The sequence below is a fragment of the Staphylococcus sp. NWU MKU2 genome, from assembly GCF_033283605.1.
GTDB classification, from domain to species: Bacteria; Bacillota; Bacilli; order Staphylococcales; family Staphylococcaceae; genus Staphylococcus; species Staphylococcus haemolyticus.
In genome coordinates, this window is sequence record NZ_JAVSMH010000004.1 from 94,908 (window position 1) to 113,373 (window position 18,466).

Here is an 18,466-nt window from a genome sequence, read left to right on the forward strand (position 1 = left end):
CTTGATAATACAACGATTTAAACTCATTTATCAAAAAATCATTACACATACTTACGCTCGAAATCTATCATCAAAACAAAACAAAAACCGTACATTAAATAAACAACGCAATTTAATGTACGGTAAAATATTTTTTATGACATTTCTGCATGTGCATAATCAATGTCTGTAAATTTATTATATTGTTTCATGAAGTGTAACTTCACAGTACCAGTCGGACCATTACGTTGTTTAGCGATAATGATTTCAATTTCACCATTTTCATCATTCGATTGTGGTTCGAAATTTCCACCGTCATCGTCATCATCGCCTTCACCGCGATTATAATAATCATCACGGTATAAGAAGGCAACGATATCTGCATCTTGCTCGATAGAACCTGATTCACGAATATCACTCATCATTGGTCGTTTATCTTGACGTTGTTCCACGCCACGAGATAACTGACTTAATGCAATAACTGGACATTCTAATTCACGAGCAATCGCTTTTAAAGTACGTGAAATTTCAGATACTTCTTGTTGTCTGTTATCAGAAGCACGTGAACCACTACCTTGAATTAACTGTAAATAGTCAATCACAATCATGTCTAAACCATGTTCTTGTTTTAAACGACGGCATTTAGAACGTAAGTCTGTAATTCGAATACCAGGTGTATCATCAATGAAGATCTTGGTACGTGATAATTTACCGACTGCTATTGTAAATCGATTCCAGTCTTCTTCTGTCATCGTACCTGTACGTAGTCGATTGGAATCCACATTACCTGAACTACAAATCATACGTGTTGCTAATTGGTCTGCCCCCATCTCAAGTGAGAAAATGCCGACAGTATAATTACCTTCATGTGTCGCTACCTTTTGAGCAATGTTAAGAGCGAAGGCAGTCTTACCTACTGAAGGACGGGCAGCTAAGATAATTAAGTCATTTCTGTTAAATCCAGCTGTCATTTGGTCTAAATCACGATAACCCGTAGGAATACCCGGAGTTTGACCACTATTTTGGTCGAGCTCTTCAGCTGTTTCATAAACTTGTCCTAATACATCTCTAATATCCTTAAATCCATCACTCTGACGATTAGAGGATAATTCAAGAATACGTCGCTCGGCATCACTTAATATCGCATCTAATTCAAGTTCATTATCATAACCATCGTTGGCAATACTATCCGCAGTTTGAATTAATCTGCGCTTCAATGCATGGTTTGCGACGATATTTGTATAATACTGAATGTTACGTGTCGTTGGTACATTATTTGAGAGTTCCGCTAAATATTGAGGACCACCAGCCTCGCTTAATGTACCTTCTTTCGTTAATTGATCCATTAACGTTACGACATCAATTTCATCACCATCTTCATTTAAGTTCATCATCGCTCTGAAGATGTGTTGGTGGGCACCTCTATAAAAGGACTCAGGAAGGAGCACTTCCTGAGTCGAATTAATCAATTGTGGATCTAAAATAATTGCACCTAAGACAGATTGTTCAGCTTCATTATTATGTGGCATTTGCTTTTGCTCATACATATTATCCATTAATCATTACACCTCTAAATCCATCTTAATTTTCACAAATCATAGTGCAACATTGTTATTTGAAAATTTTTAGTCATTAGTTCACGCAGCGTAGTTGAATGACGCTCAAATACATAGTTTTTAATGAACTTAAGTGCTTCAGCACTTACGTAAGTAGTTCTAATGATTAGAAACAAAGAACTACTTTACCCGCTTCTTACTTCTCTACAGTGTGAACACGAATTTTACCTTCAACTTCTTTGTCTAATTTAACAGGTACATTTGTATAACCTAATGCATGGATACCTTGAGGTAAATCCATTTTACGTTTATCAATTTTAATATCATGTTGTGTTTTAAGTGCTTCAGCAATTTGCTTAGTACTTACAGAACCAAACAATTTGCCTCCTTCACCAGTTTTAGCACTCACTTCAACTTCAATTTCTTCTAATTTTGATTTTAAGGCTTTAGCGTCATCAATTTCTTTTTGTCTATCCGCTTCAGCACGTTTATTTTGTTGTTCCAATTGTTTCAAATTACCTGGAGTTGCTTCAACAGCATAATTATTTTTAATTAAAAAGTTATTTGCATACCCTACTGGTACATCTTTAATTTCGCCTTTTTTACCTTTACCTTTAACATCTTGTGTGAAAATTACTTTCATGCGTCTTCACTCCTAATCATTTGTTCTGTAATTGCTTGTTGTAATTGTTCAATCGCTTCTTCAATTGATAATCCTTTCAATTGTGTTGCAGCGTTAGTTAAGTGACCACCGCCACCTAAGGCTTCCATCGTTAATTGAACATTAATAGAGCCTAATGAACGTGCTGAAATACCGATTAAGTTATCTTCACGTTTAGCTACTACATAAGAAGCTTCTATACCTTCTAAACTTAACAACTCATCCGCAGCTTGTGCAACTGTAACAGGATGATAAATTTTTTCGTTAGAACCATGTGCAATTGCAATGCCATTATCTTGAACTTCAACCGTTCGAATAAGTTCTGAACGATTAATATACGTATCGACGTCATCTTTTAAGAAGTGTTGCGTTAATATCGTATCTGCACCATGGGCACGTAAATAGCTTGCCGCGTCAAACGTTCTAGAACCTGTACGCAATGTGAAGTTACGTGTATCAACAATGATACCTGCATACATAACAGTAGATTCTAAACGTGTTAAACGTTGTTCTGTTGGTTGATATTCTAATAACTCTGTTACAAGTTCTGCAGTCGAGCTTGCATAAGGTTCCATATATACTAATAATGGGTTAGAAATAAAGCTTTCTCCTCGTCTATGATGGTCAATCACGACTTTACGATTAGCTTTATTTAGAATGTTCTCATCTAATACCATTTCTGGTTTATGCGTATCCACAACGACAATTGTAGATTTAGATGTCATCATATCCCATGCTTCATCTGATGTAACAAATCGTTCTTTCAACTCAGGTTTCTTATCGATTTCATCCATCACTCGGCGTAACGTTGGATCAATATCTTCCTCGTTTAAGACAACATAGGCCTCTAAATTATTCATTAATGCGAATCTTGAAACCCCAATTGCCGCACCTATAGCATCTAAGTCAGGACGTTTATGTCCCATAATGATAACTTTATCGCCTTCAGTTAATATATCCTTTAATGCGTGAGAAATAACACGCGCTCTTACACGTGTACGTTTTTCCATCGGGTCAGTCTTACCGCCATAGAATCGCACGTTTCCGTTCATATTCTTGATAGCTACTTGGTCACCACCACGACCTAATGCTAAATCTAGACCAGATTGTGATAATTCACCAAGATCGATTAAGTTCTCTGTACCTTCTCCGACACCGATACTTAATGTTAATTGAGCACGGTAACCGACACTCTTTTCACGTAATTGGCTAAGAATTTCAAAGTTAGATTCTTCGATTTCGGCTAATATCTTTTGATTTAAATACGCTACGAACTGGTCAGAATTATATCGTTTAAAGTAAATGTTGTATTCTGATGCCCAACGACTAATCACTCGTGTTACCATTGAGTTGATTTCAGAACGTTGCGTGTCGTTCATATTTTGCGTAATTTCATCGTAGTTATCTAAGAATAACGTTGCGATGATTGGTTTCGATTCTTCATATAACTCATTAGTTTGTACTTCATCTGTAATATCGAAGAAATATAAACAACTTTCTTCTTCTGAATGTCGAACGTGGTAATGATATTGACCATGTTCGATTTCAACTTCTTGTACCTTTTCAAGCTGCTTTAAAATATTCGGAAAAACTTCATTGACTGGTTCTGAGATGACATTCGTTTCTAAGTGTTCAGACATGTACTGGTTAATCCATTCAATATGGTCATCAGCATCAAGCACGACCATACCAATAGGTAATCGTTTAATTGCTCTGTTACTTCCAGCCGAGATGTGACCACTTAAGTTATCCACATAATTATCCATTTTCAATAAGGCTTGTCTGACTAACACGATGCTAATAATAATCATCACGACTAAAATAGCTGCTGCAATTGTAGCGACTAATGGTTTAAAGATAAACCATACAACTACAAGTGCAATCGAAGTGAGTACCATTAAAATAAATGGTATCAGTAGAGCCTTCTTAGTGGATTGACGGTTCATTATTCCACCTCTATTCACTTTTTAAAGTCATTTTTTAATCATTCGTTTTAAATTAATTCCTAAATCAAGTACGCCAAGTAATGCAATGATATGTGTTGCTGGTGTAATAATTGTCCCCACAACCATCAGCAATATCGTTACAGCGTTTGGTATACGTTTTGCTTTACCAAAGAAATGAATTACACTCAATCCTTGGATATACATCAGTAATGATAACACAACTTCGAAATTTAACACGATACTTTGGAAAGTACTTGGTTCAGTAGCGAACATTACACAAAGTAAAACAACCATATATACCCATAGTAATGAACGGTTAAGCTGCCAAGCAAATAAAGGTTTAAAAATTGGTGTAGCTACTTTAAATTTACGAAGAATTGGAAATGTAATAATTAAATTAATTAAGACTAAAATAAAGACCGTAATGATAATAAAACTCGGAAGTTGAACTGCCGTTTGACGGAAACCTTCTTCTAAGATTGTTTTATAATCTGCTTCAACACCTGTTGTTACAACAGCATTATGCATTGTATCTTTAAAAGGCTTAATTAATGTCGTAGCGCTAGGTATCTTTTTAAACGTTTGTAATAACATAAATGCGACTAAAGTAAATATACTTAAATATGTTGTAGCTATAAATAAGATGCGTTCTTTAGAGGCACGTTCTTTCAATAATTGGCCAATAATAAAGCTAAGTATTAAAACTAAAATCATGGCACTTAATACAAATGTATTACCCAACAATGTGGTAAGAATAACTGTGATCAAAGCTCCAATTCCAAATGATGGAATAGACTTATTCCATAAAATAATACCTGGAATTGTAGCGAATAAACATAGAATTAATCCAAGTACTGGTAATACATACGTAACTAAAGCAACCATAACAAGTGCAATTGTTCCTATAATTGTTGCTTTAGGATGTACTTTTGAAAACAAATTCGCCACTCCTATACTATTTTGACTATAACTTCTATTTTAACCTCTAAGCAAAATTAAAACAAATTGTGAAGATTGAGGTATAGCATAAGACTATAACAATGTGTTTTTACTTCCATAGCGACCTACCCGCTTCGTCTATTTCCGCTTAAATTTCGTCACTTTAAGAAAATGATACAAGTTAGGTGCCCAATCATTAAAATTTAATAAAAAGCCATCATGACCTACATTATCTGGAACAAAGAAATGACGATGATATTTAAATCGCTCCCCTACTGCCCTCACTTGATCATCTGGATATAATAAATCATCCGTAAATCCCATTGTTAAGACCTTAGTATCTAGAGATTGATAAACATCATCTACATTCGTACGTCCGCGATCAACATTATGGCTATCTAAAACATTTAGCATTGTTAAATAACATGACAAATCATACGTTTCTTTAAATTTATTACCTTGATGTCGTTGATAACTCACCACTTCATCTGGTGAAAAGCGTTGGTCGTAACTTTTAGATGAACGATACGTTAGAAAGCCTAATTGTCGCGCAATACTAAGACCTTCTTTGCCACCAAGATGAATCGCTTCTCGTGCAATTTCATTGAAAGCACGACTATATGACGACGTCTTATCAGTTGCTGCTAGAATAACCGCCTTATCCACTTCGAATTGGTGATTATATAGAAGCTCCATGACTTGCATACCACCTAGACTACCACCAATTAAAATATTAATCTTGTTGAAGCCAAGTGCGCGTATGCCCAATTCAATAGCTTTTACAATATCTCTCAAAGTTAAATGCTTTGGAAAATTTGGATTAGTTAAAGGAGAACTTGAACCAAAAGGACTACCAATAACATTAAACGTTAGAAATTGATAATCATAAATCGGCATATAACCACCGTCTATAATTTCACGCCACCAACCAGGCTCTTCATCTGTGCCATATGTTAGATGATTACCAGTAAGTGCGTGACACACTACAACAAGCGGTTGACCAGCATAGCCTACATGTTCATAACGCAATTGTAAATTATCAATCATTTCACCTGATTCAGTTGTAAAGGGTCCTAGATTTAATGTTTCTACTGTGTAATTGGTCATGCGGTTACCTCCTTTTAAATAAAAAAATCGCCTATACTCTATTCTTAAAGTATGAGGCGATTTGTCTCCATTACTTATCATTCGAGTATCTCGTTGGTAGTAGCACCGTGCGTATGCATCGTCGGTTGCTGAAGTTTCTTAGGGCCGTGTCCCTCCACTTCTCTTAATAAGTTTTTTATCTCTATTCATTTACTGCGTATTTATAAAATAGTATCAATGTACCATTTATGTTCTAGACTTTTATTGTATCTAATTGTATAACCAACTTCAATTGTTAGTTGTTGGGTTCTGCCTTTTCTAAAAGAAGAAACGTAAACCTGCTATAAGAACAATACCCACTAATATTGTTGTCGTAAGACTTCGTGTAAAAAGCGCAACAAAAACAGTTGGAATTGTTACTAAAACAAATGGGATATTGAGTGTATATCCTGCTACGCCCTCTTGTTGCTCGATAATGCCATCTAATATAAGGGCTGTAAATAATGTAATTGGTATAAACGATAACCATTTAATTACCGTTTCTGAAAGTTGAATACGTGAAATCATTAAGAATGGGACTACTCGAATAATTAAAGTTACAAGTCCACACAACACGATTAATATAAACATGTGCCAAGATGTTGTCATTTATCCATCACCACCCCTAATGTTGCTGCTAACATAGATGCAATTAAAATTGCGACGTATGACGGCATGAACCAGCTTAAACTGAGCATCATCACGATGACAAATACGATAAGTACTATGTAAATTCTAAGTTTAGATGAAGTAATTGATTCAAATTGTGCCATTGTTAAAAAGATAAACATCGCGGTAATCGCAAAATCAAGACCTAACATATCTGGATTAGATATGTATTTACCGAGTAACGCACCAACAATACTTGCTAGTGCCCAAAATGAATATGCAGTTAGATTCAATCCATGTAACCAACGATCGTTTATCTTCTCCCCTTTTAAATGAGGCGTGATTGCAACACCAAAGGTTTCATCTGTCAAAATTGAAGACAAGCCTAGTCGATTCCAAATACCATAATCTTTATAATTAGGTGCTAACGTCATTGAAAGTAGGAAGAAACGTGAATTGACAATCAATGTTGTAAGGACAATGGCAGAAATCGGTGTTCCAGTAGCCACAAGTGCACATATAATAAATTGTGCTGCACCAGCATAAACAAGCAAACATAATAATAGTATCTCGATGATACTAAAGTGTTGTGAAGCCGCCACTATTCCAAATGATAGTCCAATTCCAACGTAGCCTAATAAAGTAGGTATACATTCTTTAACGCCCTGTTTAAATGTCACATGTGATGTCATCTTTGTAACCTCCTTTATTCTTTTTATTTTTATAAAGTAATATACTAATAATTTTAGTCTAATATACGGATGCTAGAGTGGCAACAACATTAGACACAGGGTTGTGTGATGTTAGACTGAAAGACCACTTAGAAGTATTGATTTGAAAGGATTTTAAATGTGTCTGTTTTTTGTCGACAACGGTTGATTTACCTCTTAAAAAGTAGTCTAAATTAGCCCTTTTCACTTCATCCCTTTATTAAGAAAAAGTGGAATTTTATGCAATTAATTATTAGAAATATACTAAGAGAATATGGACTAAATTTAATATAATAGAATCTCATATGTAAGGACGAAAAAAAACTGAGAAAAGCTCGGTAAGAGCATTTTCTCAGTTTAGTCGACTACCGCGAATTTGCAATGTAGCCTTAACATATTCATTTTAATCTGTACTTCTTACTAACTAATGAATTAGCCATTAACTGGACGGATTTCAGTTTTACCACCCATGAATGGTACTAATGCTTCTGGAATTGTGATTGAACCATCTGCATTTTGATAGTTTTCAACGATAGCTGCAAATGTACGTCCTACAGCAAGTCCACTACCGTTTAAAGTATGTGCTAATTCTGGTTTAGAAGCGGCATCACGTTTGAAGCGGATGTTAGCACGACGCGCTTGGAAATCAGTACAGTTTGAGCAAGAACTAATTTCTTTATAGTTGTCATAACTTGGTAACCATACTTCTAAGTCGTATGTTTTGCTAGCACTGAAACCGATGTCGCCAGTACATAAGATAACACGACGATATGGTAAACCTAATTCTTCAAGAATTGCTTCAGCATTTTGTGTCATATCTTCTAAAGCGTCCCAAGAATCTTCAGGTTTTTCGATACGAACCATTTCAACTTTGTCGAATTGGTGTAAACGGATTAAACCTCTTGTATCTCTACCAGCTGATCCTGCTTCACTACGGAAACAAGCTGTTTGAGCAGTGAATTTTTCTGGTAATACGCCTGGTTGGATGATTTCATCTCTGTAGAAGTTTGTTAATGGAACTTCTGCAGTTGGAATTGTGTATAAACCTTCTTTTTCAACTTTGAATAAATCTTCTTCAAATTTAGGTAATTGACCAGTACCAAACATTGTATCTGCGTTAACTAATTGAGGTGTCATCATTTCAATATAACCATGTTGCGTTGTATGTTTAGTAAGCATGTAGTTCATTAATGCACGTTCTAATAATGCACCATCTTTAGTTAAGTATACGAAACGCGCACCTGAAATTTTTGCAGCACGTTCAAAGTCTGCCATTTTTAATTCTTCTACTAAGTCCCAGTGTGCTTTTGGTTCAAAGTCAAATTCACGAGGTGTACCCCATTTTTTAACTTCAACGTTTTCTTCATCAGAATCCCCTTGTGGTACATCTTCAGCAATTAGATTAGGGATACGGATTAAGATATCTCTAACTTTATTATCCACTTCGTTAAGTTTAGCGTCGTTTTCTTTGATTTCGTCACCAAGTTCACGCATTTCTTTGATTACGTCGTCTGCATTTTCTTTGTTACGTTTCTTTTCAGCGATTTCTTCACTTACTTTGTTACGACGTGCTTTCATTTCTTCAGTTTTACCGATTAATTGACGACGTTCGTTATCTAATTCTAATACTTCGTCAACTACTTTAGGATCATCTCCACGTAATTCAATTTTGCTCTTGACTGTGTCTGCTTGTTCTCTAAATAGTCTAATGTCTAACATGTAATACTCATCCTTCCCAATTTTTGAAAAATTTAATTTCGGATAACATGCATATTTTCAATAAAAAAAGACCACATCCCCTTTACAAGGGACGTGGTCTACGCGTTGCCACCCTATTTAACAATTTAACACTACATATGTATCAAATTGCACTTTCCTTAAAATAACGGTTATTACCGATTGTTCACAATTGTAGGTAGATTCGCATAACAATCAATTACTTGTTCACACTCAACACAAGCTCTCTGAAATTAATTGATTATGTTACTTGTCCCACGAACAATAACTTATTAAGTTATTTTTAATATAGCAAACTCCTTTATAATTAGCAAGTAAATGGTAAATAATATTATATTCATGCTAGTCGTAAACACCCTCTATTAACCAACATAATCACTTCCCATCATTTATTACAAAATAATCTTCATAATAGTGTTGACGAAAGTCATTCACAGGTATAATATTTTCTATTGTATTTAAAAAGGTCATAAACAAACATTCAAATTTAAAACTCAACAAGCGAGTTAGTTGTTGATGCTTTCGCTACGCATCTCATCGTCACTTAAAATTTGAGTTATATATAGAATTGACAATAATCACATTTTTACAATTTAGTATTATACGTTCGAAACGTCTTCAAGGGAGGGTTTAATTCATGGAAACATTAACAACAGTTAATATTCCGAAAAGAAAAGAAGAGACACATAAAGGTGACTATGGAAAGATTCTACTGATAGGTGGAAGTGCCAATTTAGGGGGCGCAATCATGTTGGCTGCGCGTGCGTGTCTTTATAGTGGAAGTGGATTAATTACAGTAGCTACACATCCTACAAATCATGCTGCACTTCATTCTCGTTGCCCAGAAGCGATGGTTATCGATATTAACGACACTAAAATGTTAACTAAAATGATTGAGAACACAGATAGTATTTTAATTGGACCAGGCTTAGGTGTCGATTTCAAAGGTAATAACGCAATTACGTTTTTACTACAAAATATTCAGCCACATCAAAACTTAATTGTTGATGGTGATGCTATAACGATATTTAGTAAATTAAAACCTGATATCCCAACTTGCCGTGTTATCTTCACGCCACATCAAAAGGAATGGGAACGTTTGAGTGGCATCCCTATTGAAGAACAAACTTATGAACGTAATAGAGAAGCTGTAGATAAGTTAGGTGCTGCAGTTGTACTGAAAAAACACGGTACTGAAATATTCTTCAAAGACAAAGAATATAGACTTACCATTGGTACACCGGCAATGGCGACTGGTGGCATGGGAGATACCTTAGCTGGTATGATTACAAGCTTTGTTGGACAATTTGATGATTTTAGAGATGCGATCACAAGCGCAACTTATACACATAGTTATATTGGAGAGAAATTATCTGAATCTATGTATGTCGTACCACCTTCACGTCTAATTAGTGAAATTCCATACGTTATGAAAGAATTAGAAAACTAAATTAAATATAACAAATAAGACTTCCCTGGTATTAGGGAAGTCTTATTTGTTGAAGAAATCAATATTGTTGTAGCTTTCTATAATTGATTAGCCTTCTATTCTTTAGTTTTCGTCATCTTCATCATTGTTTGATGCATTTTCAATGTCTTCATTTACACGATCCATGAAGTCTTGTCTAACTTCAATACGTTCATCTGTTGCATCTTCATCAGATGAAACTGTAGTTTCTTCGTCCGCTTCAGTATGAAGTGCGTTACCTGGTGTATCATCATCAATTACTTCTTCACTAGGACTTTCAGTACTTTCTGCATTTGATTCACCATTTTCAGTTTGGGCAGCCTCAGTCGCATCTTCATCTTCTGTTTTATCAATAACTTTAGCAACTGTTGATACAAATTGATCATCGCCTAATTTCATTAAGCGAACACCTTGAGTTGCACGACCATTTTGAGAAATATCTTCTACTTCTAAACGAATGATAACACCACTATTTGTAACAATCATTAAGTCTTCTTCGCCATTAACAGTTGTGATACAAACGATATTACCATTACGTTCAGTAATCTTCGCAGTCTTGATACCTTTACCACCACGATTTGATAAGCGATATTCGCTCACTGGCGTACGTTTACCATAACCATTTTCAGTGACGACTAACACTTCATCTTCGCTATCGGCATGTGCAACATCTAGACCTACAACGACATCATCTTCACGTAATGAGATACCTCTTACACCTGCAGCAGTACGACCTAATGGACGTAAACTTGTTTCTGCAAATCTAATTAATGAAGCATGAGATGTTCCAATCAAGATATCTTGGTTACCATCTGTAAGACGTACTGCAATTAATTCATCGTCTTCTTTGAATCCAATCGCAATCTTACCGTTCTTATTGATATGTGAGAAATTGCTTAAAGCAGAACGTTTCACAATACCATTTTTAGTTGCAAATACTAAGTAACTATCTTCATCTTCAAGGTTTCTAACAGCAATCATCGTACTGATTGTTTCATCATTATCTAATTCAATCGCATTGATAACTGGAATACCTTTAGATTGGCGAGATAATTCTGGAACTTCGTATCCTTTAAGTTTATAAACACGACCTTTTTTCGTGAAGAATAGAACGTGGTCATGTGTACTTAACGTTACAAGTTGGCTTACGAAATCTTCTTCCAATGTATTCATACCTTGAACGCCGCGTCCGCCACGGTGTTGTGAACGATACGTTGAAACTGGTAAACGTTTAATATAGTTATTATGGCTTAATGTGATGACGATTTGTTCTTCAGGAATTAAATCTTCATCTTCTAAATCATCTAAGCCACCTAATTGAATTTCTGTACGACGTTCGTCACCAAAACGTTCTTTAATATCAGTTAACTCATCACGAACTAATTGAAGTAAAACTTCGTCGTCGGCTAAGATTTCTTCAAGTTCAGAAATATAACCGAGTAATTCGTTGTATTCATTTTCAATTTTATCTCGTTCTAAACCAGTTAAACGTCTCAAACGCATATCTAAAATAGCTTGCGCTTGACGTTCAGACAATTTAAAACGCTCTTGCAATGTTTCCATAGCGACTTTATCTGTTTCTGATTCACGAATTGTCGTAATAATCTCATCGATATGATCTAACGCTATACGTAAACCTTCTAAGATATGTGCTCGGTCTTTCGCCTTTTTCAAGTTGTATTCAGTACGACGACGTACAACTGTCTTTTGATGTTCTAAATATTCAACTAAAGCTTGTTTTAAATTGATTAATTTTGGACGTCCATTAACAAGTGCAATCATATTAACACCAAATGAAGTTTGTAATGGTGTCTGTTTATATAAATTGTTTAAAATAACATTGGCATTTGCATCTTTACGAACATCGATTACTACTCTAACGCCAGTACGTAAACTTGTTTCATCACGTAAATCAGTAATACCTTCAATTTTCTTTTCACGAACAAGTTCTGCAATCTTCTCAATCATACGCGCTTTATTAACTTGATACGGGATTTGAGTCACTACGATACGTTGGCGACCGCCACCTCGCTCTTCAATTTCCGCACGTGCACGCATTTGAATTGATCCTCGACCTGTTTCATAAGCACGTCGGATGCCACTTTTCCCTAGAATTAAACCAGCTGTTGGAAAATCAGGGCCTTGAATATCTTCCATAAGTTCTGCAATCGTTACATCTGGATTCTTACTTAAATGTAAAACACCGTTGATGACTTCAGTTAAATTGTGAGGAGGAATATTTGTTGCCATACCTACAGCGATACCTGATGCACCATTAACTAATAAGTTAGGGAAACGAGAAGGTAAGACTTCCGGCTCTCTTTCAGTACCATCATAGTTATCTAGAAAATCGATTGTATCTTTGTTAATATCACGCAGTAATTCTAACGTAATCTTAGTCATCTTCGCTTCAGTATAACGCATGGCAGCGGCACCATCGCCGTCCATTGAACCAAAGTTACCTTGACCATCGACAAGTGGATAACGATAACTGAATGTTTGTGCCATTCTGACCATGGCATCATAGATTGATGAGTCTCCGTGAGGGTGATATTTACCCATTACATCCCCAACAATACGTGCTGATTTTTTATATGGTTTATCAGGTGTCATACCTTGTTCATTTAAGCCATATAAGATACGACGGTGTACAGGTTTTAAACCATCACGTACATCAGGTAACGCACGTGAAACGATAACGCTCATTGCATAGTCTAAGAATGATTCGCGCATCTCGCTGGTTATATTTCGTTCATTTATTCTTGATTGAGGTAAGTCAGCCATCAAGATATCCTCCTTCTATAATCAATTCACTTAAAATAGCAAGACTGCAAGCCATTATGCTGTACAGTCTTCAAGATTTTCAATACTAGACGTTAACTTAGAAATCTAAGTTCGCATATACTGCATTGTCTTCGATAAATTGTCTACGATTTTCAACTACATCACCCATTAACATTTCAAATGTTTGGTCTGCTTCAATCGCATCTTCTAATTTAACTTGTAACATCATACGGTTTTCAGGATTCATAGTCGTTTCCCATAATTGATCCGCATTCATTTCTCCTAAACCTTTATAACGTGATATTTGCCATTTAGGTGTAGGGCTTAATTCTGATTTCAATTTATCAAGTTCACGATCATTAAATACATAATATTTTTGTTTGCCTTGAGCTAATTTATACAATGGCGGTTGTGCAATATACACATATCCCGCTTCGATTAGTGGTCTCATGAAACGATAGAAGAACGTTAGTAATAAAGTTCTAATATGCGCGCCATCCACATCAGCATCTGTCATGATTACAATTTTATGATAACGTGTTTTAGAGATATCGAACTCGCCACCAATACCAGTACCAAAAGCTGTAATCATTTGACGTATTTCATTATTGTTAAGAATACGGTCTAAACGTGCTTTTTCAACGTTTAAGATTTTACCTCTTAATGGCAAGATAGCTTGTGTTTTAGAGTCACGACCTTCTTTTGTAGACCCCCCGGCAGAGTCACCCTCTACTAGGAAGATTTCACTTTCTTCAGGTTTCTTACTTGAACAGTCTGCAAGTTTACCTGGTAAGCTTGAAATTTCTAAAGCTGATTTACGACGTGTCACTTCACGTGCTTTCTTAGCTGCGACACGTGCGCGTGATGCCATAATTCCTTTTTCCACAACGATACGTGCAACATTTGGATGTTCATATAAGAAACGTTCAAAATGCTCGGCAAACAATCTATCAACAATTTGACGTACTTCAGAGTTACCTAATTTCGTTTTAGTTTGTCCTTCGAATTGAGGATCACCGTGTTTAATTGATACGACGGCTGTTAAACCTTCACGTGTATCTTCACCAGACAATCTTTCTTTATCGTCTTTGATAATCTTACTTTGTGTTCCATAGCTATTTAATATACGCGTTAAGGCACGTTTGAAACCATCTTCATGCGTACCACCTTCATAAGTATGGATATTATTCGCATAAGATAATAAGTTCGTTGCATAACCGCTGTTATATTGCATAGCGATTTCTATTTCTACATCATCTTTAGTTTGATGAATATAAATAGGTTCTTCATGAATAGGCTCTTTATTTTCGTTTAATAGTTCAACGTAAGATTTAATACCGCCTTCATAGTGATATGTATCTTCGCGTTGCTCTACATCTTCACGCTCATCTCTTAAAGTGATTGAAATACCTTTGTTCAAGAATGCAAGCTCTCTAATACGCTTTTGTAGCGTTTCATAGTTATAAACAGTTGTTTCAGTGAATATCTCACCATCTGCTTTAAAGCGAATGACTGTGCCTGTTTTATTAGTGCTACCTACTTCTTTAAGATCAAATTGAGGTACACCTTTTTTATATGCTTGATGATAGATTGTATCGTTACGATGAACGTATACCTCTAAATCTTCAGACAATGCGTTAACAACTGAAGAACCTACACCATGTAGACCACCAGATACTTTATAACCGCCACCGCCAAATTTACCACCAGCATGCAGTACAGTTAAGATAACTTCAACTGCTGGACGACCCATTTTTTCTTGAATATCAACAGGAATGCCTCGACCATTGTCAGTTACTTTAATCCAATTGTCTTTTTCAATAATAACTTCGATTTGATTTGCATAACCAGCAAGTGCCTCGTCGATACTGTTATCCACGATTTCCCATACTAAGTGGTGCAAACCTCTTTCTGAAGTTGACCCTATATACATACCAGGTCTTTTACGAACGGCTTCTAACCCTTCTAATACCTGTATCTGTCCAGCACCATAGTTATCTGTGTTGTTTACATCTGACAATGTATTCACCATCACTTTCTATTACTTTATAATTTCACCTTGATTGATTCGATAAAGCTTAGCATTATTCATAATTTCATGATCTATGCCGTCTACAGATGTTGTTGTTACAAAGGTTTGTACTTTATGTTGAATCGTGCTTAATAGATGTGTTTGTCGAGAATCATCTAATTCGCTTAACACATCATCCAATAATAAGATTGGATATTCTCCAACTTCAATATTCATTAACTCTATTTCTGCTAATTTAATGGATAATGCAGTCGTACGTTGTTGCCCTTGAGATCCATATGTTTGTGCATCCATATCATTTACATTAAAGCCCAAATCATCTCTATGTGGTCCAAATAAACAGACGCCTCTATCCATTTCTCGCTTAATATTGTCATTCAATAGCGTAATCACTTCGTCCAATAACGTCTGTTCATCTTCGCTCATATCACTGAGTTTAATACTTGGTAAATAAGTTAATGACAACGTTTCTCTCTCATTCGTGATACCCGCATGAATCGGTTTAGCCAATGATTCTAATTCTTTGATGAAATGCTCTCGTCTCAACGTTACATTTAAAGCATATTGTGCAAATTGTTGGTTTAAGACTTCTAACATTGTAGTGTCTTGCTTCTGGCCCAATTGCAGTTGCTTTAAGTAATTATTCTTCTGTTTGAGAATACGCTGGTATTGAGCCAAATCATTTAAATATACTGCAGATATCTGACCTAATTCCATATCAATAAAGCGTCTTCGTATCTGAGGGGAGCCTTTGACAATATTTAAATCTTCTGGCGCAAAAAGAACCACGTTAAGATGTCCAACATACTGAGTTAGTCGACTTTGTTCTAAGTGGTTCACTTTTACTTGTTTACCTTTTTTAGTTATAAACATCGTTAGTGGCATCGTTCCATGTCTATAATTTAGTACACCCTCTATTTTAGCATACTCTGAGTTAAACCGTATAAGCTCCTTATCATTCGATGTACGATGACTTTTGGCTAAAGCTAATGTGTAAATTGATTCAAGCAAATTCGTCTTCCCTTGTGCATTTTCTCCGATCAGAATATTCACATCAGGATGACATTCGAGCGTAACTTCTTCATAGTTACGATAATTTTCTAATTGGAGTGTTTTAAGTTTCATTGTTCACCTTGATGAATAATGATTACAGAATCAATTTCAGGGATATCTGGGAAATCAATTCGATCTTGGTTAGCTAGTTTTTTACCACGACGTGTTTCGCGCTCGCCATTAATTAGAACTTCAACATCTTGTAAGAACCATTTAGCTTGTCCACCTGATTCAATAATGCCTTCCGTTTTAAGAAATTGGCCTAACGTAATATCGCCTTCAACTACTACTTCTTGAACCAAAATAATCACTCCGTTTCTTTATGTGTCATTAATATATTATACCTTTTTTAGGTTTAAATTTCATTTAAAATGGAATGTGAAACCGTTTACTTCACAATATCTTTTTACATATTTAATTTTAGTAGGAAAATTAGTTATATTTTTCAATTTGAAGCGGCTTTTTTTAAGAAATTGAAGATTACAATTGAGGTTGTATAGAGAATAGCCTGATTTTTAATTTTAAGGGCCATTTTAGCTTGATGATATATTATTTAGAGTTATACACTAGTGAATAACTTTTGTGTCTATATTAAAGGCTGAATGAGCTTAAATTAAATAAAAGGAGTTACGACAGAATTTCTTTTGAATTCGTCGTAACTCCAAATTAAAAGCTTTTAAAACTAATACGTTCTTATTGGTAAAATTAATTGTGTAACAGAATCATCTTCTTTTGGTTTAAGGATGAATGGTTTCATCGTACCAAAGAATTCAACTTCAACTTCATCATTATCTATCGCTTTTAACGCATCCATCATATAACGAGAGTTGAAAGAAATCTTCAAGTTGCCACCCTCTACATCCGTTGCTGTAACTTCTTCTTTTACAGTACCAATCTCAGGTGACGTAGATGATAATTCTACAACATCATTACCCGTACTTAACTTAATAACATTGTTGCCACCTTCTCGTGCCAATAAAGAGGCACGATCAATTGCGTGATAGAATTCACCGTTGTCTAAGCCTAATTTAATTTCGTAATTCTCAGGGAATAAACGTGTTGTATCAGGATAATGTCCTTCTAATAAGCGAGAAATATAGTTTACATTTCCAACTTTAAATAAAACTTGATTTGAAGCAAAGAAAATATCAATCTCTTCATCGCTATCACTCATAATTTTATTTAATTCTGATAAAGCTTTACCTGGAATGATGACATTTTTGTTTTCAGAGTCATCTTCTAATTTTAACTTTCTTACAGCCAAGCGGTGTGAATCGGTCGCAGTGCATATTAATTCATTATCTTGTATAAGCCAGTTAACACCAGTAAGTACTGGGCGTGTTTCTGAGGTGGACACTGCGAAATTTGTTTGTGCAATGATATTTTTTAATACTTTTACTGATAATTGGATTGCATCATCACGTGATACTTGAGGTAATAATGGATATTGATCAGGATCTAAACCACTTAAGTTAAATTCAGAATGTCCTGAAGTAATCAGTGTTTGAAATTGTTCATTTGTTGATAATTTAACATCTTTACCTGGTAGTTTTTTAATAATATCTACGAAGAAACGACCAGGAAGTACAACTGAACCTGTTTCAGAAATAGTGACAATATCCTCACCATCTACTTGTTTAGGGATTGTAATTTCAATAGATATCTCAGAATCTGAACCAGTAAGAATGACTTCGTTATCTTTAGCATCGATTTTGATACCCGTTAAAATTGGTAATGTTGTTCTTGGTGAGATGGCTTTTAATGTGTCATTTAATTGATTAATAAAATAATCTCTTCTAATTGTGAATTCCATCATTAACTTAAACTCCTTCCAGTCGTTTATATATAATTATATAGGTTTTAAATT

At 35.2% G+C, this 18,466-nt stretch carries 14 protein-coding genes and 1 riboswitch; of the genes, 1 reads left to right on the forward strand and 13 read right to left on the reverse strand.

What is annotated here, in order from left to right; genetic code table 11:
• Positions 1 to 134 precede the first annotated feature (134 nt).
• From dnaB to serS, 8 genes are all read right to left on the reverse strand, one after another.
• Positions 135 to 1,535, reverse strand: a complete 1,401-nt coding sequence (gene dnaB / locus SBL15_RS07950) for a replicative DNA helicase (RefSeq protein ID WP_107611654.1) — start codon at positions 1,533 to 1,535, stop codon at positions 135 to 137.
• A gap of 196 nt (positions 1,536 to 1,731) precedes the next feature.
• Positions 1,732 to 2,178 carry a 50S ribosomal protein L9 gene (gene rplI, locus SBL15_RS07955; protein ID WP_107611653.1) on the reverse strand — a complete coding sequence of 149 codons (447 nt, stop codon included), beginning with the start codon at positions 2,176 to 2,178 and terminating at the stop codon, positions 1,732 to 1,734.
• The gene (locus SBL15_RS07960) at positions 2,175 to 4,142 is read right to left on the reverse strand and encodes a DHH family phosphoesterase (RefSeq protein WP_317955696.1); all 1,968 of its coding nucleotides are present in this window, start codon (positions 4,140 to 4,142) and stop codon (positions 2,175 to 2,177) included. Before SBL15_RS07960 ends, rplI begins: the two co-directional genes overlap by 4 nt.
• A 27-nt stretch (positions 4,143 to 4,169) precedes the next feature.
• The gene (locus SBL15_RS07965) at positions 4,170 to 5,096 is read right to left on the reverse strand and encodes a YybS family protein (protein ID WP_223197227.1); all 927 of its coding nucleotides are present in this window, start codon (positions 5,094 to 5,096) and stop codon (positions 4,170 to 4,172) included.
• 123 nt (positions 5,097 to 5,219) lie between these two features.
• Positions 5,220 to 6,188 (reverse strand): homoserine O-acetyltransferase MetX, encoded by a 969-nt coding sequence (gene metX / locus SBL15_RS07970; RefSeq protein ID WP_107611651.1) that lies wholly within the window; start codon positions 6,186 to 6,188, stop codon positions 5,220 to 5,222.
• 71 nt (positions 6,189 to 6,259) lie between these two features.
• A riboswitch (SAM riboswitch) is annotated at positions 6,260 to 6,361 on the reverse strand.
• A gap of 124 nt (positions 6,362 to 6,485) precedes the next feature.
• Entirely contained in the window at positions 6,486 to 6,815 is a 330-nt protein-coding gene (locus SBL15_RS07975) for an AzlD domain-containing protein (RefSeq protein WP_011274368.1), read from the reverse strand.
• Positions 6,812 to 7,507, reverse strand: coding sequence for an AzlC family ABC transporter permease (locus tag SBL15_RS07980; protein WP_016930926.1), 696 nt, complete (start codon positions 7,505 to 7,507; stop codon positions 6,812 to 6,814). The genes SBL15_RS07975 and SBL15_RS07980 overlap by 4 nt, the downstream gene beginning before the upstream one ends.
• 450 nt (positions 7,508 to 7,957) lie before the next feature.
• Complete coding sequence (serS, locus tag SBL15_RS07985) at positions 7,958 to 9,244, reverse strand: serine--tRNA ligase (RefSeq protein ID WP_107611650.1); 1,287 nt, start codon at positions 9,242 to 9,244, stop codon at positions 7,958 to 7,960.
• Positions 9,245 to 9,899: 655 nt separating this feature from the next.
• Here serS and SBL15_RS07990 point away from each other — a divergent pair.
• A complete protein-coding gene (locus SBL15_RS07990; RefSeq protein ID WP_317955698.1) occupies positions 9,900 to 10,712 on the forward strand; it encodes an NAD(P)H-hydrate dehydratase in 813 nt (270 codons plus the stop codon).
• Positions 10,713 to 10,814: 102 nt separating this feature from the next.
• Here the strand turns inward: SBL15_RS07990 and gyrA are convergent, their stop codons facing one another.
• The 5 genes from gyrA to dnaN form a co-directional block, all read right to left on the reverse strand.
• Positions 10,815 to 13,514, reverse strand: a complete 2,700-nt coding sequence (gene gyrA / locus SBL15_RS07995; RefSeq protein WP_317955700.1) for a DNA gyrase subunit A — start codon at positions 13,512 to 13,514, stop codon at positions 10,815 to 10,817.
• A 97-nt stretch (positions 13,515 to 13,611) separates the two neighbouring features.
• Positions 13,612 to 15,546 carry a DNA topoisomerase (ATP-hydrolyzing) subunit B gene (gyrB, locus tag SBL15_RS08000; protein ID WP_317955702.1) on the reverse strand — a complete coding sequence of 645 codons (1,935 nt, stop codon included), beginning with the start codon at positions 15,544 to 15,546 and terminating at the stop codon, positions 13,612 to 13,614.
• 9 nt (positions 15,547 to 15,555) lie between these two features.
• A complete protein-coding gene (gene recF, locus SBL15_RS08005; RefSeq protein ID WP_053018861.1) occupies positions 15,556 to 16,671 on the reverse strand; it encodes a DNA replication/repair protein RecF in 1,116 nt (371 codons plus the stop codon).
• Positions 16,668 to 16,910, reverse strand: coding sequence for a S4 domain-containing protein YaaA (yaaA, locus tag SBL15_RS08010; protein WP_172458781.1), 243 nt, complete (start codon positions 16,908 to 16,910; stop codon positions 16,668 to 16,670). Before yaaA ends, recF begins: the two co-directional genes overlap by 4 nt.
• A 371-nt stretch (positions 16,911 to 17,281) precedes the next feature.
• Complete coding sequence (gene dnaN / locus SBL15_RS08015; protein ID WP_317955704.1) at positions 17,282 to 18,415, reverse strand: DNA polymerase III subunit beta; 1,134 nt, start codon at positions 18,413 to 18,415, stop codon at positions 17,282 to 17,284.
• Positions 18,416 to 18,466 lie beyond the last annotated feature (51 nt).